The organism is uncultured Capnocytophaga sp. (assembly GCF_963525585.1).
Taxonomy (GTDB): Bacteria; Bacteroidota; Bacteroidia; order Flavobacteriales; family Flavobacteriaceae; genus Capnocytophaga.
Map to the genome: position 1 here is coordinate 97,290 of NZ_CAURLX010000002.1, position 21,181 is coordinate 118,470.

19 protein-coding genes are annotated in these 21,181 nt (G+C 35.5%); 6 read left to right on the forward strand and 13 right to left on the reverse strand.

Going from position 1 to position 21,181, the window contains the following annotated elements; translation table 11 throughout:
- Positions 1 to 112: 112 nt before the first annotated feature.
- Positions 113 to 754 carry a ribulose-phosphate 3-epimerase gene (rpe, locus tag RYK20_RS01225; RefSeq protein ID WP_311455801.1) on the forward strand — a complete coding sequence of 214 codons (642 nt, stop codon included), beginning with the start codon at positions 113 to 115 and terminating at the stop codon, positions 752 to 754.
- A 50-nt stretch (positions 755 to 804) separates the two neighbouring features.
- Here rpe and RYK20_RS01230 read toward each other — a convergent pair whose 3' ends face one another.
- Complete coding sequence (locus tag RYK20_RS01230) at positions 805 to 2,181, reverse strand: TlpA disulfide reductase family protein (RefSeq protein WP_314894114.1); 1,377 nt, start codon at positions 2,179 to 2,181, stop codon at positions 805 to 807.
- A 199-nt stretch (positions 2,182 to 2,380) separates the two neighbouring features.
- Between RYK20_RS01230 and RYK20_RS01235 the strand changes: the two genes are divergently transcribed.
- The 4 genes from RYK20_RS01235 to RYK20_RS01250 all read left to right on the forward strand — a co-directional run bounded on the left by RYK20_RS01235 (position 2,381) and on the right by RYK20_RS01250 (position 5,347).
- Positions 2,381 to 2,746, forward strand: a complete 366-nt coding sequence (locus tag RYK20_RS01235; protein ID WP_314894115.1) for a hypothetical protein — start codon at positions 2,381 to 2,383, stop codon at positions 2,744 to 2,746.
- Between the two features lie 32 nt (positions 2,747 to 2,778).
- Positions 2,779 to 4,350, forward strand: coding sequence for an NAD(P)H-hydrate dehydratase (locus RYK20_RS01240; RefSeq protein WP_314894116.1), 1,572 nt, complete (start codon positions 2,779 to 2,781; stop codon positions 4,348 to 4,350).
- 108 nt (positions 4,351 to 4,458) lie between these two features.
- The gene (locus RYK20_RS01245) at positions 4,459 to 4,830 is read left to right on the forward strand and encodes a hypothetical protein (RefSeq protein ID WP_314894117.1); all 372 of its coding nucleotides are present in this window, start codon (positions 4,459 to 4,461) and stop codon (positions 4,828 to 4,830) included.
- Between the two features lie 58 nt (positions 4,831 to 4,888).
- Positions 4,889 to 5,347 carry a hypothetical protein gene (locus RYK20_RS01250; protein ID WP_314894118.1) on the forward strand — a complete coding sequence of 153 codons (459 nt, stop codon included), beginning with the start codon at positions 4,889 to 4,891 and terminating at the stop codon, positions 5,345 to 5,347.
- 1,023 nt (positions 5,348 to 6,370) lie between these two features.
- Here RYK20_RS01250 and RYK20_RS01255 read toward each other — a convergent pair.
- The 12 genes from RYK20_RS01255 to RYK20_RS01310 all read right to left on the reverse strand — a co-directional run bounded on the left by RYK20_RS01255 (position 6,371) and on the right by RYK20_RS01310 (position 20,359).
- Positions 6,371 to 7,240: a DMT family transporter gene (locus RYK20_RS01255; RefSeq protein ID WP_311457208.1), complete on the reverse strand. Its 870-nt coding sequence runs from the start codon at positions 7,238 to 7,240 to the stop codon at positions 6,371 to 6,373.
- Between the two features lie 18 nt (positions 7,241 to 7,258).
- The gene (gene rfbB, locus RYK20_RS01260) at positions 7,259 to 8,281 is read right to left on the reverse strand and encodes a dTDP-glucose 4,6-dehydratase (RefSeq protein WP_314894119.1); all 1,023 of its coding nucleotides are present in this window, start codon (positions 8,279 to 8,281) and stop codon (positions 7,259 to 7,261) included.
- 9 nt (positions 8,282 to 8,290) lie between these two features.
- Positions 8,291 to 9,154 carry a dTDP-4-dehydrorhamnose reductase gene (gene rfbD / locus RYK20_RS01265; RefSeq protein WP_311457210.1) on the reverse strand — a complete coding sequence of 288 codons (864 nt, stop codon included), beginning with the start codon at positions 9,152 to 9,154 and terminating at the stop codon, positions 8,291 to 8,293.
- Positions 9,155 to 9,167: 13 nt separating this feature from the next.
- Positions 9,168 to 9,734, reverse strand: a complete 567-nt coding sequence (gene rfbC, locus RYK20_RS01270; protein WP_297978871.1) for a dTDP-4-dehydrorhamnose 3,5-epimerase — start codon at positions 9,732 to 9,734, stop codon at positions 9,168 to 9,170.
- Positions 9,735 to 9,740: 6 nt separating this feature from the next.
- Complete coding sequence (rfbA, locus tag RYK20_RS01275) at positions 9,741 to 10,613, reverse strand: glucose-1-phosphate thymidylyltransferase RfbA (protein ID WP_297978873.1); 873 nt, start codon at positions 10,611 to 10,613, stop codon at positions 9,741 to 9,743.
- Positions 10,614 to 10,739: 126 nt separating this feature from the next.
- A complete protein-coding gene (mreD, locus tag RYK20_RS01280; protein WP_314894120.1) occupies positions 10,740 to 11,237 on the reverse strand; it encodes a rod shape-determining protein MreD in 498 nt (165 codons plus the stop codon).
- A complete protein-coding gene (gene mreC, locus RYK20_RS01285; protein WP_314894121.1) occupies positions 11,230 to 12,072 on the reverse strand; it encodes a rod shape-determining protein MreC in 843 nt (280 codons plus the stop codon). Before mreC ends, mreD begins: the two co-directional genes overlap by 8 nt.
- Positions 12,073 to 13,101 (reverse strand): rod shape-determining protein, encoded by a 1,029-nt coding sequence (locus RYK20_RS01290; protein ID WP_297978879.1) that lies wholly within the window; start codon positions 13,099 to 13,101, stop codon positions 12,073 to 12,075. It abuts the gene before it with no gap.
- A 236-nt stretch (positions 13,102 to 13,337) separates the two neighbouring features.
- Positions 13,338 to 14,783, reverse strand: coding sequence for a RagB/SusD family nutrient uptake outer membrane protein (locus RYK20_RS01295; RefSeq protein WP_314894122.1), 1,446 nt, complete (start codon positions 14,781 to 14,783; stop codon positions 13,338 to 13,340).
- Between the two features lie 11 nt (positions 14,784 to 14,794).
- Positions 14,795 to 17,896, reverse strand: coding sequence for a SusC/RagA family TonB-linked outer membrane protein (locus RYK20_RS01300; RefSeq protein WP_314894123.1), 3,102 nt, complete (start codon positions 17,894 to 17,896; stop codon positions 14,795 to 14,797).
- A 411-nt stretch (positions 17,897 to 18,307) separates the two neighbouring features.
- Positions 18,308 to 19,849, reverse strand: coding sequence for a ribonuclease E/G (locus RYK20_RS01305; RefSeq protein ID WP_297978763.1), 1,542 nt, complete (start codon positions 19,847 to 19,849; stop codon positions 18,308 to 18,310).
- A gap of 207 nt (positions 19,850 to 20,056) precedes the next feature.
- Complete coding sequence (locus RYK20_RS01310) at positions 20,057 to 20,359, reverse strand: HU family DNA-binding protein (protein WP_297978765.1); 303 nt, start codon at positions 20,357 to 20,359, stop codon at positions 20,057 to 20,059.
- Between the two features lie 319 nt (positions 20,360 to 20,678).
- Here RYK20_RS01310 and RYK20_RS01315 point away from each other — a divergent pair, with 319 nt between their 5' ends.
- Positions 20,679 to 21,173, forward strand: coding sequence for a lipocalin family protein (locus RYK20_RS01315; RefSeq protein WP_297978766.1), 495 nt, complete (start codon positions 20,679 to 20,681; stop codon positions 21,171 to 21,173).
- Positions 21,174 to 21,181 lie beyond the last annotated feature (8 nt).

Genomic DNA, 21,181 nt, shown 5'->3' on the forward strand with positions numbered 1-21,181 from the left:
TTATTTTTCCTATCAAAAAGTATGCCTTTTTTAGGTGTAAGAAAATTTGTCATTCTTTATTCTATTTCTAAAAAATATTATACCTTTGTATCAAATTTAATTATTATACAATATGCTTATAGCACCTTCTCTTTTAGCCGCTGATTTTGCAAATTTGCAAAGAGACATTGAAATGGTTAATCATAGTGAGGCAGATTGGTTTCACCTTGATGTAATGGATGGGGTATTTGTTCCCAATATTTCCTATGGAATGCCGGTAATCCAAGCCATCGGAAAGTACGCCCAGAAGCCACTGGATGTCCACTTAATGATTATAGATCCTGATAGATATATTGACACTTTTGCAACACTAGGAAGTGCCATTTTGTCGGTTCATTATGAGGCTTGTACCCACCTACACCGTACCTTACAAGCTATCAAACAGAAAGGAATGAAAGCAGGAGTAGCCCTAAACCCTCACACTCCTATCAATGTATTGGAAGATATTATCGAAGAGGTGGAGGTACTGGTGCTGATGAGCGTGAATCCCGGTTTTGGAGGGCAATCTTTTATTGAAAATACCTATAAAAAAGTAAGACAAGCGAAAGAGCTTATCCTCAAAAGAAATTCATCAACTCTCATTGAGGTAGATGGGGGAGTAAATGTAAAAAATGCACCCAAACTTATAGAGGCTGGAGCAGATGTGTTAGTGGCTGGTAGCTTTGTATTCAATGCAGAGAACCCTCAAGAGGCTATCGCTTCTATAAAAAAATAAGAAAAGGAGGTTATTCATATGAATAACCTCCTCTGACATCAAAAAAACAACTATAAAAGTTCTCGTAACACACTCTCAATAGAAGGATCAGAAGGTCGTGGTGCATCTGCATTAATAATTTTACCATCTTTCCCTATAATGATGAATGTAGGTATTTGTGTAATTCCATAATCTGTTATAAATTGGGACTCAAAAGCCTTATCTGCGATCAATTGCACGCCTTTTAAGCCTTCTTTAGCAACAAAATCTTTCCATTTTTGATTATTATCATCTATAGAGATGCTTACAAATTCTATATTTTCCCCGTGGAGCTTATTCTCTAAAGCTTGTAAAAAAGGAATTTCTTGACGACAAGGAGGACACCAAGTAGCCCAAACATCTATATAAACTACTTTCCCTTTAAAATCATCTAAAGAAGAGGTTCCGCCTTTGAAATTTTCATAATTAAGGAACTTAGGTGACTCACTTCCTGAAGAAAGCTTAACTGCATAATCATAAGCTTTCTTTGCTTGCTCTTTCACCTGCTCATTAGTTACATTTTCGTTAATAAAGTCCAATAAAAGCTTACTCTTATTATTATTAGGTGAGATATAAGGTAATAATTCCTTTGCTAAATCTGCACGAATATTTGCTGATTTTAGTCCTTTAACAGCATCAATAAAAGCTTCAAGCTGTTGCCCATTACCTACTTTTTCTGTTAATATTTCAATGTATTTACTACGTACCAAATCCCTATAGGACTCTACTTGGTCATATTCCTGAGCATTATCATAATCAATTCCTTCTCTTTCTGCAAAGAAATCATTAGGCAAGATAGCGTCTCTTCCCATAAAGAAAGTATGATAGGTAGGATAAACCAATAGATATTCTACAAACTTATATTTAGCCCATCTTTCTTGATTTTTAACAAATTCTTCCCCAAGATTATACGATTTAAGCTTATTTTGAAGTTCATCAAAATAGGTTTTTAGATTCACCTTAAATTCTTGAGGTTTCTGTCCAAAAAGATTAGAGTCTGCTCCATCAATATTACTGATAAAGATATTTCTCTCTAACAGATATTGAGATTCCTTTGCTTGCTCTCCTGTTATTTTTGACTTATTAACATCTTGATCAAAAGCAATTTCTATATTAGCTCCTGTATTCAAGTACAAAGGTACTCTTGAAGTAAAAGAAGAAAGCAGATAATAGAGATGATTATTCTCTATATTTCTGATAGTATCCTTAAAGGTACCATCTCCAGCTACAGGAATCTGCCGGATAACTTCATCATTTTGTACCAGATACAATTCTTTTGTAGCTCCTACAGAGGCTACTTTCCCTGAGATAATTGCATAATCAGTTCCCCCTGTAGAAGATTTATCCCCCCCTCCACAAGCTGATAATATACTGGCTAAAACTACACTTGTAACAAAAATTCGTTTCATCTTAATTATTTTCTGAATTGAACTACAAAGTTATGAAAAATAAATAAATCTACCATTATTTCACACTGAATTTATTTTTATTTTACACCTATCTTATTGATTTTCATATATACAAAGTTTTTAACAAAATAAAAAAACTTGTTCATATCTTAAAAATAGCGCAAAAATTAGTATCTTTGCTCTCGCTTAGAACAACATAGTGACAACTGACTCAATATTCCAAAAACAATGGAAATCTCTGATAGAACAACTTTCAAAGGATTTTCCTTTAAGAAGTCCTTCAAGTACTGATAGTATTCTCTACCTAATAGGCTTACAAGAATTAGGAAAACCTCATCAGGTGTTCTCCAGAGAGGATAAGATAAACTTAATACATATAGGTACCTGTAAAGTACTGGAACCTTATGGATACTATTTCTTTCAAGAGATAGATCAGGAGGGGTGGCCTCACTTTCGTAGGGCAAAAGATTACCTGAGCCTAGAGGGTAAACAGCAAGAACAGCTCCTAAAGGAAGCTATCCTACATTATTTTAAGAAAATAGAATATTTTCACAACGAAGAATAAAGTTACAAATATTATTTTAAATCATTTTTATTATGAAAATACTTACTAACGAACAAATGCTAGCTGCTGACCAGCAGACCATTCAAGAGCAAGGTATCACCTCTTGGGATCAGATGGAAAAAGCATCTTCGGGCATCTTTGCTTGGATCAAGAAAAACCTACCTAATGATAACCCTTACCATATCTATGCGGGGGTAGGTAATAACGGAGGGGACGGACTCGCCTTGGCGCGTATGCTCTCCCAAGCTGGCAAGAAGGTCAAAGTAACCCTTGTCCCCTTTAGCGAAATCCATTCAGAGGACTTCACCAAGAACTTAGAACTCCTCAAACAACTCAATGCTGTGGAAATCACCTCCGTGTCCCAACCTGAAACCTCTGAGGATTTCCTACAAGCCAATGACAAACACTTCCAACCCCTCAAGAGTAAGCCCGCCAAAGGTTTTGAGGACTTCATCGCTAACAAATACAACGGCAACCAAACCATTATCATTGATGCTATTTTTGGCATTGGGCTCTCCCGAAGAGTGTCTCCTTGGGTACAACGCGTATTTGAGGAAATCAATCGACAAAAAGGACTTATCATTAGTATAGATGTACCTTCGGGCATCTACTTAGGTGAGGATCGCGACGAGAAGGATGTCTTCGTAACTCCTCACGTGGTGCTTACTTTCTTCGCTCCTAAGCTCCCCTTCCTACTCCCTCAGATTGGGCGTTTTATCCCCTATTGGGAAATCATCAATTTGCCTATCTCCTACGAATTTCTCAAAGAAGTCAATACCGAATACGACTACACTACCGAAAAAGAAATCAAACGCCTATTGCGAACTCGTCATCGCTTCACCCATAAGGGAACCTATGGACACGCTCTTGTGGTAGGAGGTAGCTATGGAAAGGTCGGGGCTGCCGTTCTCAGCGGAAAGGCTACCCTACGCAGTGGTGCAGGCTTGCTCACACTCCTTTTGCCTAAGTGTGGCTATAACATCGCTCAAACTGTACTCCCTGAGGCTATGGTACTCACCTCTTCCCAAGAAGAAGAACTCGCCCCTACTGATATCCCTTTCTCTCCCAATGCTATCGGGATAGGTATCGGAATGGGGACTTCCCCTTCGGCACAGGGTACGCTTGCTTCCTTGCTCAGAACTTTTACCAATATTCCCTTTGTCATCGATGCTGATGCACTCAACCTCGTAGCCTCCAGTGATGACCTCCTGCGTGCCTTGCCTAAGAATACCATTCTTACTCCGCACCCTAAAGAGCTAGAACGCCTTATTGGCAAATGGGCTAATGACTTTGACAGACAGGAGAAAGCCAAGGAATTTGCTAAGAAACATAAGGTTATCCTTATTCTGAAGGGAGCCTTTACGATGATTACCGATGGGGAACACTTCTGGGTGAACTCCACCGGAAACCCTGCCCTTGCCACCGCAGGTAGTGGTGATGTGCTTACAGGGGTCATCACGGGGCTTCTATCTCAGGGATATACCCCTCTCAATGCTGCTATTGTGGGAGTTTATATCCACGGAAAAGCCGCTGATACCTATGTAAGGAACACCAAGAAGAACACGATGATTGCTAGCGATATCATTGACTTCTTACAATTTTAGTTTTTCCCTATTTAAAATATATAAAAGTACTGTTACGCATCCCTGTAACAGTATTTTTTTTAGGAAAAGAATACAATCAGAAATATTTTCTATCACCCTTTTATCCTTATGACTATAGAATCACACTACAAGGAGCTACTTACCCATATAGAATCTTTAGATTATTCAGATACAAAAGCAGCTCTTTACTATGCAAGCAAGGAACTATACAAACAGTCCTCAGACCTTTGCTTGCTTACGATGATAAATGCCCTTATCAAAGCTCCTGATTTCCTACCAGAAACGCTCACTGAAGTAGTAGAAACCTACGTTTATTATGAAGGAACTATCGGCATCTACAGATATATAAAGACCAAACTTCAAGAAAATGAAAGTAATTCCTCTTTCTACTATGCTGACGTATTCGAGTACCTATTAGAAATCTTAGAAGAAAAGTACCAAAAGATGGGAGTAGATCTCAAAAAAGTAATAGAAAGCTAACCCTTATTCATCAAAAGCTCATTTTTATATCAATCACTAAAACCAAATACTTAATAAAATGCTATATACCATAGGCACTTCCAACAATTACCCAAGTAGAGCATACGGTGCTTTTCGGTCGGTAAAGGGTTCTATTACTGATTATATTATGTTCAGAAATCCTGAGCCTATACACTTGAACATTCGGATTGACTTTACCGACTTCGAAGCTATTTCTGCCAAATGGGATTGTATATCCATTGATAAAGTCTATATCTATTTGCTAAACAAAAGGGCCATGGATTTCTTTGAAAAACAGTGTCCAGGGACATTTGAGTGGGTGCCTGCAAAGATATATTCCAATAATACCCTTATAGAAACGGAGCACAAGTTACTACATATCACGAATCACTCTAAAGAAGGTACCTTATTCTATAACAAGGAGAGTCTTCGTAGCATATGGGTAGAGGAAGCTTTTATGAAAAAGTATAAGAAAGAAAAACTCAAAGGATGGACTTTTTATCCAGAAGAAGGTTGATATATTATTTAGGTTCCTTCGATGGTACGAGCTGGTAATTCGTGCTTTAATAAGCTATAAAACAAATCTTCATACACTATACCACAGATATCTTTATCTTCCAACTCCTATTCTTTTCTATAGCTTCTCATAAAGGGAAGTATCCCCATAAAAGTACTAACGAATACCTCTTATAAGTACAGCATTGAATTACCTAAATAGGATATGTACCCAATAAGAGAAAAATCTTTAAGTTACTTATAGCTACACGTATTTTATAAAAATTAGAGCCTAACAAAATAGGTCAATATGCAGGAAAAATCATTAATGAATTATATATTTAGTATATAGATGTCAACCTTCTATGTACTGAAAATAATATTTAATGATATATAAACCTAGTTTAGTCTATACAAAAGTACGTTCCAACAGTGCATAAATCCACTTTCATTTATAAAAAGTACATTACATAGATGCAGAATCCTATTTCCATCTATACAAAAGTACGTTCCAGCAGTGCAGAAATCAACTTTCATTTATCAAAAGTACCTTACATAGACACAGAATTATACTTCCATCTATACAAAAGTACATTCCAGCAGTGCAGAAATCAACTTTCATTTATCAAAAGTACCTTGCATAGACACAGAATTATACTTCCATCTATACAAAAGTACGTTCCAGCAGAGCAGAAATCAACTTTCATTTATAAAAAGTACGTTTCGGAATTTCCGAACAGAACCTAATCATACAAAAAGCACCCATCGCAGTACTATAAAGAAGACTAAATCTATTCAAAATACCTTGCAAATACAGAAAATAGAGATTACAGGATTTATAAAGTTCATATAAATGAAGTGTTCCTATACTTACTTAAATAAAAAGTATATTTCAGAAACCTTATAATATAACTTATCCATTTGAAGAATTTGGAAAATATAGAGGAGAATATACCCAAAAAAGTATTTTGCATAGTGAAAATAGTCCGATATTCTTATTTCTTTTCTTTTAAAGATAGGAACATATTTAAAGATAGGAGCTTGCTTAATGCTTTCGGAAGATAATATCTATCAGTACCCCAGCGATGATGACCATACCTCCTATGATAAGTGACGAGGTAAGGGCTTCTCCAAAGAGTCCTACACTGATAAGCACCGCCACAATAGGCTCAAAGGCGCCCATAATTACTGTAGGAGTAGAACCAATATAGCGTACGGCATACACTAAGGCAACTAAAGAAAGAGAGGTGGTAATAATAGCAAATAAAGCGATATCTCCTACCAAAGATAAGGAAGGAATTGCGATGCTTTCGCCTAAAATAAGAGTCTTTACCCAGAAGTATAGCGAAGAGAAAAGCATCGAATAGAAAGAAATCTTCACCCCAGAGGCTTCTATACGTACCTTATTGACAATCAAAATATAAAGTGCATATACTAAAGCTCCAAGCAAGGAGATACCTAACCCTACATAGTTAATTGTGTTGCCTTCCTTGATACTCAGCACTCCTACCCCTGCCACAACCAAGAGTAACGAGAGTACTGTGGGTAAGGTGATTTTTTCTTTATAAAAAAGCACTAATACCAAGGCGACAATAATCGGATAACAAAAGAAGATAGTGGAGGCTATACCTGGGCTGAGGTAATCATAGGCTAAGAATAAAAACTCAGCTGAGAGCGCATAGAGTAAGCCCAAAATACTCATAATCAACCCTTCCCGAAGACTGATACGCAACCGTTGTGTCTGGTAGCAAAGAAAGAGGAGGATAGCCCCACTAGCGATGAGGAAGCGATAAAAAAGAGTGGCATCTACCGAGAAAGATTCCGCTTTCTTGATGGGAATCATAAAAAGCGGAATCAGTCCATAGGTAAATGCCGAAATAAAGGCACATAAGTACCCTTTGACAATATCTTTCATAATAAAAAGCCCCTGAGGCTATAGCAAATCTTCAAAATAAGTAAGGTACCAATCAATAGTCTTGACAATCCCTGTTTCAAAGTTTTCGTGTGCACGCCAGCCCAATTCGGTTTCGAGTTTGGTAGCATCAATAGCATAACGGCGATCGTGCCCTGCGCGGTCTTTGACAAAGGTAATCAGGTCTTTGTAGGACTTGCCCCCTTCCAAAGGTCGTTTTTGGTCTAACAACTCACAGATATGTCCTGCAATAAAGAGGTTATCGCGCTCGTTGCGCCCACCTATATTGTAGGTCTCCCCTGCCCTCCCTTTATGGAAAACAAGGTCTATCCCTGTACAATGGTCTAATACATAAAGCCAGTCGCGTACATTCTTCCCATCTCCATAGATAGGAATAGCTTCTTCCTGTAGCGCCTTGCGGATAATAGTAGGAATCAACTTCTCTTTATGCTGCTTAGGACCATAGTTATTGGAGCAATTGGAAGTAGTTACATTCATTCCATAGGTATGGAAGTATGCTCTGACAATCATATCCGAAGAGGCTTTGGAGGCACTATAAGGCGAATTGGGTGCGTAAGGAGTAGTCTCGGTAAAAAGACCTGTCTCCCCTAAGGTTCCATACACCTCGTCAGTAGAGATATGGTGGAAACGCGCTTCCTTGTAGGCTTCCTTTACCTCGAAAGGCGCCTCCATCCAATGGTGTCGAGCGACATCCAAGAGAGTGAAAGTCCCGTGTATATTGGTGGTGATAAAGGCATCCGGATGGGCAATGGAGTTATCCACGTGAGATTCAGCGGCAAAATGAATCACTCCTTGGAAGTTATATTTTCCAAAGAGTGACTCTATAAGTTTTCGATCACAGATATCACCTTCTACAAAAGTATAGTTAGGAGCTTGAGCTACTTCTGTAAGGTTGGTTAAGTCCCCTGCATAGGTGAGTTTGTCCAAATTTACCAAGTGGTAATCAGGATATTTCTGTGCAAAATACACCACGAAGTTAGCTCCTATAAACCCTGCTCCGCCTGTGATTAAAATATGTTTCATCTATAAGGTTTAAAGTTTGTAATTAGTCATCAGAGAAACTAAGGAGTCTCTCCAATAAGGAATTGGGAAGTTGAAATCTGTTTTGATTTTAGCCTTGTCCAATACTGAGTAAGCAGGACGAGAGGCTGGAGTAGGGAACTCTTCTGTCCTACAAGGAATCACTTTACAATCACTACCAGCAAGCTTGAGTATCTCTACGGCAAAGTCGTACCAAGAGCACACTCCTTCATTGGAGAAGTGGTATACATCTTGCCTACCTCTGTAGAGCTTATTTTCAATAATAAAGATGATAAAGCGTGCTAAATCCTTAGCATAAGTAGGAGTGCTTACCTGATCAAAGACCACCTTAAGCTCCTTACGTTCCTTACTGATTCCCAATATATTTTTCACAAAATTATTTCCGAAAGCGGAGTAGAGCCAAGAGGTCCTTAGAATCAAGAAATCAATATCAGAGTGTTGCAAAGCACTTTCACCCAATAGCTTAGTCTGTCCATAAGCCCCCAGCGGAGAAGTAGCATCAGTCTCGGTATAAGGGGTATTCTTCTCTCCAGCAAATACATAATCCGTAGAGAGATGGATACAGGCACTTCCTTGCTCAGTACAAGCCTCTGCTATATTTTTTACCGCGAGATGATTGACCAAGTTAGCGGTTTCCTTGTCTATTTCAGAACCATTTACATTAGTATAAGCAGCACAATTGATAACCAATTCTATTGAGTTTTTACTAAAGAAAGAACTCACCTTATCAGCATTGGTTACATCTAACTCATTTTTGTTTGTAAAGATATAATTATTTGTTATAGAATTATTCAATTCTTGTTTAATTTCCATAGCAAGCTGCCCGCTTGCTCCTGTAATAAGAATATTTTTCATATAATGGATGTTTTTAATATAATTCTTCTTGATAATCAAATAGCCAAGCATCCTTTAAAAGAGGACTTTGGGTATCTTTGGAGGAAAGTATAATATCCTGATGGGGTACTTTCCAGTCAATTCCTATCGTTGTATCATTCCACAATACACTTCCTTCATAATTTGGTGCATAATAAGCATCACACTTATACTGAAAGATAGCTTCCTGAGTGAGCACTACAAATCCGTGAGCAAATCCTCTTGGTATAAAAAACTGACGTTTATTCTCCTGAGAAAGTTCCACAGCCACGTATTTTGAGAATGTAGGAGATCCTTTGCGGATATCTACAGCTACATCTAACACACTTCCTTTGACCACACGCACAAGCTTAGACTGTGCGTAAGGAGGCTTCTGATAATGTAACCCTCTGAGCACCCCATAAGAGGATTTGGATTCATTATCTTGTACAAAAGTTGTATTGCAAACGTTTTCTATAAATCGCTGTTGAGAAAAAGACTCAAAGAAATAGCCTCTATCATCCGCGAACACCTTAGGTTCTATAATAACAACCCCTTCTATAGCTGTTTTTATGATATTCATCAATTTCTATTTTATTAAGTCTAATAAATATTGTCCATATCCATTTTTAGCTAATTGTTGAGCTAAAACAGCTAGCTTTTCTTTGGTAATCCATCCTCTGCGATAAGCTATTTCTTCCAGACAGGAGATTTTCAAGCCTTGTCTTTTCTCTAGAGTTTCCACAAAGTTAGTTGCCTCTGTAAGAGAGTCATGAGTGCCTGTATCCAGCCAAGCAAAACCTCTTCCTAAGAGCTGTACTTTAAGTTCTTTTTGACTTAGGAATTCCTGATTAACTGAAGTTATTTCCAATTCCCCTCTACTAGAAGGTTGTATTCCTTTAGCTATTTGAATAACTTTATTAGGGTAAAAATAAAGTCCTACAATAGCATAGTTAGACTTAGGATTCTTTGGTTTTTCCTCAATAGAAAGAACATTTCCTTCAGGATCAAATTCTGCTACTCCATAACGTTCAGGATCTTTCACATAATAGCCAAAAACAGTAGCTTTTTGTTCTTGTTTTACATTATTTACAGCTTGAGACAACATTTGTGAAAAGTGCTGCCCATAAAATATATTATCTCCTAAAATAAGGCAAACATCATCTTTTCCTATAAAATCCTCTCCTATAAGGAAAGCTTGTGCTAATCCATCTGGGGAAGGTTGTATAGCATAGGAAATACTTATACCAAAATCTGTACCATCACCCAGCAGACGCCTAAAAGCAGAGGAATCCTCTGGAGTTGTAATAATGAGTATATCCCTTATACCTGAAAGCATCAATACCGACAAGGGATAGTAAATCATAGGCTTATCATAAATAGGAAGCAACTGCTTAGAAACCCCTTTAGTAATAGGATAAAGCCTTGTCCCTGATCCTCCTGCCAAAATAATTCCTTTCATAGATTTTTTTGCAAAAATAAAACAAAAAAATGAATTTCCTCATTTTTTTATGTTTTTTTTATAAATAAAATAAAGATTTTTTTCACAACTATTCCTCTACTTACTTATTGTGAAATAATAGAAAAATTATTTCCTATCTCCTAAAAGTTGTATTGTGAATAAAGAAATTAATATAGAAATAGCTGTAGAAATTAATGTTTTATAGGAAGAAAATAGCCATAATTCCCATTGAAAAGTCTCTAAGAGAGAAAAGACTAGATAAAAGATGAGTATAAATGAAGAAATGTAGAGTATCCTAAGAGTAAAGCTTACCTGCAATAGATTAACAAATGAATCTTCAAAAGTTTTTCCAAAGAAAAGCCTAACAAGAAGGGGTCTTAGAAATACTATACACAAGGTAGCACACGCATAAATACCTCCCGTATGAGAAAATATATCAATAATAAGTCCTCCTAAGGTTGCCATAAAAAATAATGGTGATTTATTTTCCTTAAGAGGATAAGACATAAAAAAAACTAGGTATAAAGGAGGATTCACATACCCAAACAAGTTAATGTGATTAAGTACAATTCCTTGTAAAAGTACCCAACAAAGGAGCTGAAAGAGATAAAAAAGATTACTCATTTGCCTGAATTTGAATTTCTTCTTCTAGTTTTTTTAACTCTACTTGTTCTTTATTCTTAATAATGTATATGTGTTGTAGATTTTGCATATCGGTAAACAATTCTACATTAGATAGCAAAGAATTATCCCTCGTATTAGCGTTGATATTCTTTATTTTCCCAATGGGAATACCCTTAGGAAAAATATTAGAATGCCCTGCAGTCACAATAGTATCTCCTACAGACAAAGGAGCCAAGCTAGGAATATCCTGTAATTGTACTATGGTGGGATTTTTTCCATCCCAAGAAAGTGTCCCATAATAACCTGATTTCTTATGAGTTGCACTGATTTTAGAAAGTGTATTAAGTACAGACTGAACTGAAGAAAATCCTCTAGAAGTCTTATCTATAATCCCTACAACTCCCCTAGAGGAGATTACCCCCATATCTTGCTGAATGCTGTCATTCTGACCTTTATCAATTATCAGATAATTTTTTGATAGATGATAACTATTCTTAATCACCTCTGCCCTATAAACTGTATATTCATTAGGAGAGAATAAAAGAATTGATTTCTGAGATAGTTCTTCTAGCTTTTGTGCTTTTATTCTAAGTAATTCCTCTTGAAGATTTTTATTTTCTTCTGACAAAAGGTCATTCTGTTGTTTCAAGTCAAAATACTGTCCTATATTATTCTCTAAAAGAAAGATATTTCCTGTCAATTGAGTTGCAACATACAAATATTTTGATCTTTGAAAGGAATTTGCATCTATAATAAGTATAAAAGAGCATAAAAATAACAAGAGAAAAACCAGAAAATCCTTTTTTCTCTTGAAAAACAATAGAATAAGTTGCATTTATTTCTTTAAAATAGTTTTGAACTTATGAATATTCTTCAATGCAATTCCTGTTCCTCTCACCACTGCACGCAAAGGATCTTCTGCTACATATACAGGAAGGTCTGTACGCATAGAAATACGTTTATCCAATCCACGAAGCATAGAGCCTCCTCCTGCCATATAAATACCTGTATTATAGATATCAGCAGCCAACTCAGGAGGCGTTTGGGAAAGGGTCTCCATAATAGCATCTTCTATACGTAAGATAGACTTATCCAAAGCTTTTGCTATTTCTCTATGAGAGATTTCCACCTGTTTTGGTTTCCCTGAAAGAAGATCTCTCCCTTGTACAGCCATAGGATCAGGTGGTGATTCGAGATCCTCAAGAGCTGCTCCCGTAGTAATTTTTATATTATCTGCTGTATTTTCACCTATATAAAGATTATGACGAGTACGCATATAATAAATAATATCATTGGTAAAAACATCTCCTGCTATCTTCACAGACTTATCACAAACAATATCTCCCAATGCTATTACAGCAATCTCTGAAGTTCCTCCTCCTATATCTATAATCATATTACCTTTGGCTTGCATAATATCAAGCCCTATCCCTATAGCCGCAGCCATTGGTTCATATATGAGGAATATTTCCTTTCCATTTACTCTTTCACAGGATTCTTTTACTGCTCTCATTTCCACTTCTGTAATTCCTGAAGGAATACAAACAACAATCTTAAGTGAAGGAGAGAAAAAACGTCTTTTCAAAGGAGGGATACTCCTTATAAAAGCATTTATCATTTGTTCAGAAGCATCAAAATCTGCAATTACTCCATCCTTAAGAGGACGAATTGTTTTTATACGTTCGTAAGTCTTTCCTTGCATCAGTTGTGCTTCTCTTCCTACAGCTATGATTTTATTAGAACTCAAATCACGAGCTACTATAGAAGGACTATCCACTACTACTTTGTCCTTGTGGATAATAAGTGTATTTGCCGTACCTAAGTCAATGGCAATTTCCTCTGTTAAGAAATCAAAAAATCCCATTGTATAATTTTATTTTATGAAAATATATGTCTATTTATTAAGAATTTAAAATATCTTTTTAAGATATAAATAAAAGTGAGTTTTTAGCCGTCAAAGATAATAAAAATCTATATATTTTAAAAATTAAATTCTTATTTTTTTAAACAGCACACAAAACACTGTATATCAACAAATTAAATAGGTTATCCTTATCGATGAAGAATAACCTATTTCTATAAAAACACAAATAATAAATGCTAATACCCTGGATTCTGAGCTACATCACTGTAGGGACTATCTATCTCTGTTTGAGGTATTGGAAATGCAAACAAATCATTAGGAACTGTTTTGTTCTTGGTTGGGTCAGAAACACCTGTTTTATTATATTGAGGAATTACAAATGTATTATCTATTTTACTCCAACGAAGCAAATCCCAATAACGGAAGCCTTCCCCTACAAGTTCTCTAAGTTTTTCATTTCTGAAATCTTCAAAAGTAACATTTGCACTTGCTGAAAGTCCTCGTTGTGTCCTTAATCGGTTATAATAAGTAAGTGCATTTGTTTCATCATTTTCTCTTAAGTAAGCCTCAACTAAGTTCAAATACACTTCTTCTACTCGTGCCAATTTTACATTAGTCTGTGATTTAAGATCTGGAAATTTATTATCTAGATAATAGTCTCCATCATCCTCTACTAGGAGGCTTTTCCTTACATCGGCGTTATCATATAATGCTACAGCTGCTGGAGTAAGCAAGAGATCTCCATACCCTCCACTATTTAACAAATATTCATAAGAGTCCGTTCCTAGAGAACCATTTACCCCTACCGCCAACTCAAAGATACTATTGGTTGCACTAGGTTTCACAAAAGAAGCTAGCAAATCCGCTGAGGGCATTATAGCATATTTTCCTGAATTTAGAATTTCAAGAGAAAGAGTTCTTACCTGAGCCCAATTTTCTTTATATAAATAGAAACGAGATTGATAAAGCTTTACTGCCAGAGGAGATATAGCTGTCTTATCTGAAGTATTCACTAAATCATCCAGAGTAACTCCCTGATAAGTGGCCACATCCTGAAAGAGTTCAAGAGCCTTTGCTAAGTCTACTTCTATCTGATTTTCTGTTTGTTCTATAGTAGGTCTTGAGGAACGTGCTGTAGGATTATATACTGTAGGAATAGGTATTCCTAATCCCGTACCATTTTCTACATACTTTTGCCCATAAAGACGAAGTAAATCAAAGAAAGCAATTCCTCGTATAGCATATGCTTGAGCTTTTAGATTTTTCACCTGATTGGCTATAGCAGTTGCATCTGTAGAGCGTAACCAAGTGAGATTTTCAGAAGTTGCAATAATAAAGTTAGCATTGGCAACCACTCTATAGATATGTTCCCAAGTATATCTAGGGTCTCTTTTGCTTGCAATAAGTGTATAATCTCCTATTTCTACTAACCTTCCGTATTTTTGAAGGTTATACATCTCATCGGAGCGAACCTCTCCATAGGCTAGATAATAGGCTCCTAAATAATTTACATCACGCATTCTTGCGTAAGTTCCATTGACAAACGATGTCAGTTCCTCTACAGAAGTAAGGGGTTGAGCTTGCTTTTCTTGAAAAAATTGTGTTTCAGTGAAATCTTTACTGCAAGAAATCAGGGTCACTCCACTTAAAAGAGAAAAAAGAGTATATATAATTTTTTTCATTTTTTTACATTTTATAAGTTAACATTCAACCCAAAACTTATTGTTCTAAGAGAAGGGAGCGCAAAATTAGTATATCCATCTACAGTAAAATCAGGATCTCCTTTATAATTTTTGTCAAATATATGTGTCCAAACATTATCACCCAAAGCATATACCTCCACTCCTTTTAGATATGTACCTTCTAACCATTCATTTTTTAGCTTATAAGAGAGTCTAACATTTTGCAAACGCAAATAATCTCCATCATATAAATATCGTGTAGAGGTTTCTGTTGAATTTCTTCTTCCGTCAGCTAAGATAGGTTTAGGATTCTGAGCATTACGATTCTGAGGGGTCCAGTAATTTCCTACCTGAGACTGATATCCTGGGTAGTTGAGCAACCTAACTCCATCTGTTTTTACATAATGGCTATACACATCATATATTTTATTTCCTCCTCCATAACTGAACTGAACTGAAAGTGTTACATTTTTATAAGATAGTTTGGTATCAAAGCCTCCATAGAAAGTAGGAATGTGACTTCCTTGCACAGCTAATTGAGCTTCACTAACATTGGTTGTAGTCTCCCCATCTTTTCCATTTTTATACCACAAAGGCTCACCAGTTTCAGGCTTCACACCTGCCCATTTTCTCATATAGAAAGACCTTACAGGCTCCCCTTTTCTAACAATACGATATCCTGTGATGATATCAGATTCTCCATAGAGCTTAGTTACTTCATTCTTCAAAGTACTGAAATTACCCCCTAGTTCCCAATTGAAACCATCTCCTTCATTTTCAATTACTTTCACATTTAAAGTAAATTCTAATCCCTTATTAACCATCTCTCCTACATTAGTATATTTGATACTCTGAAGAGTACTAGGGCTAGAAGCTAGAGGGGTAGCTCCTCCCTGAACTGCAGAGAGAGGTACTGCAAAAATCATATCTTTTGTTTTCTTATTAAAATAAGCTACTGATAGTGTAACCCTATCCTTAAATAATCCTAGATCCACTCCCACATTTAAGGGTGAGAGGGTTTCCCATTTGAGCTCTTTATTATCTACTCCCTTAAGATTTCCTCCTACTTTATTATTATAATTATGTAGATAAGAATGTGTCGCATAAGGTGATACATCCACCATATTTCCTACAGAACCATAAGAGGTAGAAAGTTTTAGCTGAGAAATCTTTTTAGAATTTTTAAGAGCTCCTAATTGAGCAAAATCCAATCCTACTCCTACAGAACCAAAATAACCTGTTTTATTTTCTTCCCAGAAATTGGAAATCCTATCCTGACGTCCTGATAAGTCTAAGAGAAAGAACTTATCATAGTCATAATGCAACATAGTTGCATAGCCCCCACGAGAATTTACTTCTCTTGTTCCAGAAGTAGCCTGAGGAGTTATAAAGTTAGACAAGGTAGTAAGCCCACTAGGTCCTACCACTGAAGCAGAGGCAGCAAGTCTTTTTATATCTGTTTTATAAGCTTCTTGAACAAGAGTTGCTGTAAAGTTATTCTTTTCCTTAAGCTTAAAATCATAAGAAAGCATATTTTGCACGTTAAAGCTAAAAATGCGACCGCTATGCCATTCTGCAGTTCCTCCATCACTTAAGCCATCTCCGTGAAATGGATTACTATAAGCATTCTCATAGATATCAATGTACTCAGGAGAGAAGACAAACTTATAGTTAAGATTCTTAAGAATTTTATATTCTGCTGAAAAATTAGCAAATCCTCTTGCTGTCTCCGCCTGTTTTTCATTAAGTTTTTGAAGAGCAGCTACGTTAAAAAATCCATTAGAAAGTCTTCCACTTGCTCCTCCATAATTAAGAGTACCATTAGAGTTATAGGCTCGATCGGTAGGACGTAAAAGATACTGTCCCAATATAGGGTTAGCCACTTCTCCTCCACTTGGTTGCGAAGTTGTTCTTGCATAGGAAAGCTGTATATCAGTAGCCAATGTAAGCTTATCACTTGCTTGGTAGGATATCTTATTAGAAGAAGTTACCCTTTGAAACCCTGTAGATTTAACAATTCCATCTTGTTTATAATATCCTAGAGAAGAGTAATAACTAAGTTTTTCAGTACCTCCTGAAACAGAACCATTTATCTTCTGCATAAGAGCTGTACTATTCTCTGTCTCTTTACGCCAATCAGTACTGATATCTCTTTTATTATATAGTGCTTGCAAATTTCTTCCTAACCCTGTAGTCAAAGTACCTGCATTAAGAGCTGCTAGTAGTGCTTCTTTGTTATTATTAGGAAAAGCTACAAGCCCTTCATTACTATTAAGATAAGCATCATAAAGCATATTAAGCCATTCTGAGGTAGTAAGTCCTTTTTCTCCTTCAATAGCTCGGCTAACTACCCCTATCTCACTAGAGAATTTATACTTAGCATCTCCTTTCTTCCCAGACTTAGTAGTTATGATAATGACTCCTGCTCCCGCATCAGCACCATAAGCCGCTGTAGAAACAGCATCCTTGAGTACTGTTACACTTTCTATGTCTTCATCATTAATACCTGCTAAAACATTTGTGGAAGTTGTATTCTTGGACATATCTCCTTGATTAACACGCACACCATCAATGATATAAATAGGATTATTTCTTCCATTTACAGAAGCAACTCCACGGATACGGATGTTAGCAGCTCCCCCTGGTTGTCCTGTAGTTGTTCCTCCTTGTACTCCAGCCACCTTTCCTGAAAGGGCTTTATCTACGGAAGCAGCAGCAGAATTGGACACATTATCCACTTTTCCCAAAGAGCCTGTTACTTCCTTAACAGCTCGTTTCTGCCCAAATCCGACAATAACAAATTCAGGAATTTCTTCTACATCCAGTTGTAAAGAGACGTCTAGCTTTTTTGTCTTTCCTGTCACTTTGTGCTCTTGTGTCTTATAACTCACAAAAGAAAATTGTAAGACTTCCCCCTCCTTCACCTTAAGGCTGTACGCGCCTTTTTCATCTGTGGTAACTCCCTTATTAGTTCCTTTGACTAACACAGAAGCTCCCAATAAAGGATCCTGATTTTCATCTTTCACTATTCCAGAGACCGTTTTCTCTTGAGCAAAAGATACACGCAATATTCCTAAAAAAAAGAGTATAAAATAAACTACCTTTGTTCTCATATACTAATTGTTTTAACACTATTGCAAAATTACAAAAAAAATCAACAAACATACAATATATTTAAAATATATTTAACTTTATAAATTTACAAATGAAATATTATCAATAAAAAATATATAAAAATATTTTTTACATATTAATTAAAATAAATGATAAAACAATAATTTACAATCAAAAAGTAAAATTTATCACTAATATAATTTATATTTAATACATAAAAGACATTATAAAAACTTAAATTTATAACTTCAAAAATAACAGGTAATAATTTATTTTTTTCAACATAATTAACATTTTAATGTGATAAATGAAATAAATTATCATATTAAATTTGAATTTTTCAGCAGATTATAAGAAGATAAAATAAAAAAAGGTTAGATAATTACTTAATTATCTAACCTTTTTAAATATTATAAAGGAGTTCCTTCCTTTGTTTTGAAACGATATTCTAGATAAGTATAAGCATCTCTGGGTAAGATGCGTATCCATTTTTTATACTTCAAAAACCATTTAAAGCGTATGGAGAAGATGCCTTTGGTGAGATAGGCAGCTATAAATGGGTGTATATTCAGGGTAATTTTTCCTTTGTAGTTGCTTTGATAAATAATCTCTTCAAGAGTAGAGCTAATTTGTTCTATAAGAACAATAGGAGCATCTACTTCCCCTGTTTTACTAGGGTTTTGTTCTTTGGTTTTGATGTTGATTTCTGGGCGTACTCGCTGGCGTGTAATCTGGATAAGTCCAAACTTACTTGGAGGGAGAATTTTATGCTTGGCACGATCATCTTTCATCTCTTCTCTTAGAGCATCAAAGAGTTTTTGCCTATTCTCTCCATTATTCATATCAATAAAATCTACTACAATGATGCCCCCCATATCCCTTAAGCGTAGTTGACGAGCGATTTCAGTAGCAGCAATAAGATTGACTTCAAAAGCCGTAGTTTCCTGATTGACAGCTTTATTAGAATGATTTCCACTATTGACATCTATTACATGTAAAGCTTCCGTATGCTCTATTACTAGATAAGCCCCTTTAGTCATAGAAACTGTACGTCCTAATCCTGTTTTTATTTGCCTTTCAATATGAAATTTTTCAAAAATTGGAACCGATGACTTGTATAGTTTTACAATATTAAGCTGTTCAGGTGCTATTTCTTGTAAATATTCTCGTATTTGGAGATAAAGATCCTCATTATCCACGTGAATTCCTGTAAAAGTATCATCGAACATATCCCTAAGAAGAGCTCCTGTTCGGTTCATCTCACTAAGAATCTTTGAAGGATATACTCCTTGAGGAATTTTCTTACACATCTGAATCCAACGTGTAAAAGAGTTTTGTAAATCCTTATCCAGTTCAGCCACTTTCTTATTCTGAGCAACAGTACGGATAATCACTCCAAATCCTTTAGGCTTAATACTTTGAACAATACGTTTTAAGCGTTCTTTCTCAGCTTTATCTTCTATTTTCTGGGAAATAGAAATTCTCTCTGAAAAAGGAACTAATACCAAATAGCGACCTGCTATAGAAAGCTCAGAGCTTATCCGAGGTCCTTTGGTGGATATTGGTTCCTTAACTATCTGAACAAGAATAGGTTGTCCTGCTTTAACTACATCTGCAACAGCACCATTCTTATTAATATCAGGTTCGTTTTTGAAATCTTTCAATGAATAATCCTTAAGCTTCCCAGAGGAAACTTCTTTGATAAACTTCTGTAAAGAAGCTAGCTGAGGACCTAAATCGTGATAGTGCAAGAAAGCATCCTTTTCATAACCCACATCTACAAAAGCTGCATTAAGCCCTTGTATAGGCTTATGAATTTTGGCAAGCATAATATCACCTACCGAAAGTCCTGAAGCATCTTCCTCCTTATGAAGTTCTATCAGGCGACCATTCTTAAGTAAAGCAAAATCTACATCAGAAGCCCCAGAACGAATAATTAATTCTTTGGTCATTCTGTTTTGATTTTATTCTATTATAATTCAATGAGATATAAATATCTCTTTCAATGAACGAAAAATGAGAAAAAGTAGTTATGAAACTACTTTTTCTTTTTGTGTCGATTAGCTCTTGCTCTTTTTTTACGTTTGTGCGTAGCCACTTTATGTCTTTTTCTTTTTTTTCCGCTTGGCATAATGTTTCAAATTAAATTAAATACTCAGTTATTTCTTTTTGGTTTTCACTTTTACTTTAGTTTTCACAGACTGTACAAATACTTTTGCTGGCTTAAAAGCGGGTATATTATGAGCTGGAATAGTAATAGTTGTATTTTTAGAGATATTTCTTCCTGTTTTCTCTGCACGTCCTTTTATGATAAAACTTCCAAAACTTCTCAAATACACATTATCTCCCTTTTCCAAAGAAGACTTGATCTCTTCCATAAAGTGCTCCACTACATTCTGCACTTCTGTCTTTTCAATCCCTAACTTTTCAGAGATTTTTGCTACAATTTCTGCTTTTGTCATATTCCTTATCTAAAGAAAATTATTAACTAAATCTTTTATTTACAATTATTTATAAATCAAATCTTCTTCTTGTTTATTTTGAAGAAAGAGCCTTTTTGCTCATTGAATATCAAGGCTGTTTTCGGAGTGCAAATATACAAATAAATTACAAACCAACAAGTTAATAAAAAAAATTTTTTTCTCATTGAATCTTGTTCAACAAAGAAGTATAAAAAAATAAAATTCAAGGGCAATTATAAGAAGAAAAAGTTAAATATTTTAAAAAATAAAGCTGTAATAAAAAAAACTGAATAAATTTGCACCCATAAAGTTATATAAAATGAAAAAGTTATTATTATTACTTATGGTGAGTATCTCTATTGTTTCCTGTAAAACTCAAGGAACTATAGCCAAAAGTACTCAAGGGACTCGACAAGCTGGAAGAGTTATTAAAGGAGAATGGACTCTTTCAACTATCACCTATAACCAAAAAGGAAAGTATGATGTTACCCTACTGAATGATACATCTAAAGAATGCTTTGAAGGAAGTTATTGGAAATTTGTTCCTAACAACTACAGAGGAACTTATGCTATTAATAATCAAGGATGTGCATCAGGGAATCGTCATTTCATATTTACAGTTCAGGAAATAGATAAAGAAAGTGGTTATTATGATTTTTTACTAAAGCCTACTAATGAAAAATATCAGTCTGAAACCAATGCAGGTATCCGATTACGCCTTTCTTACCTTTCTGAAAGTGAAATGCGTTGGGAACAGACCGTAAAGTTAGATGGAAAGCCCTTTGTAATTACTATGAATTTCGTAAAAAATTAAATATATTC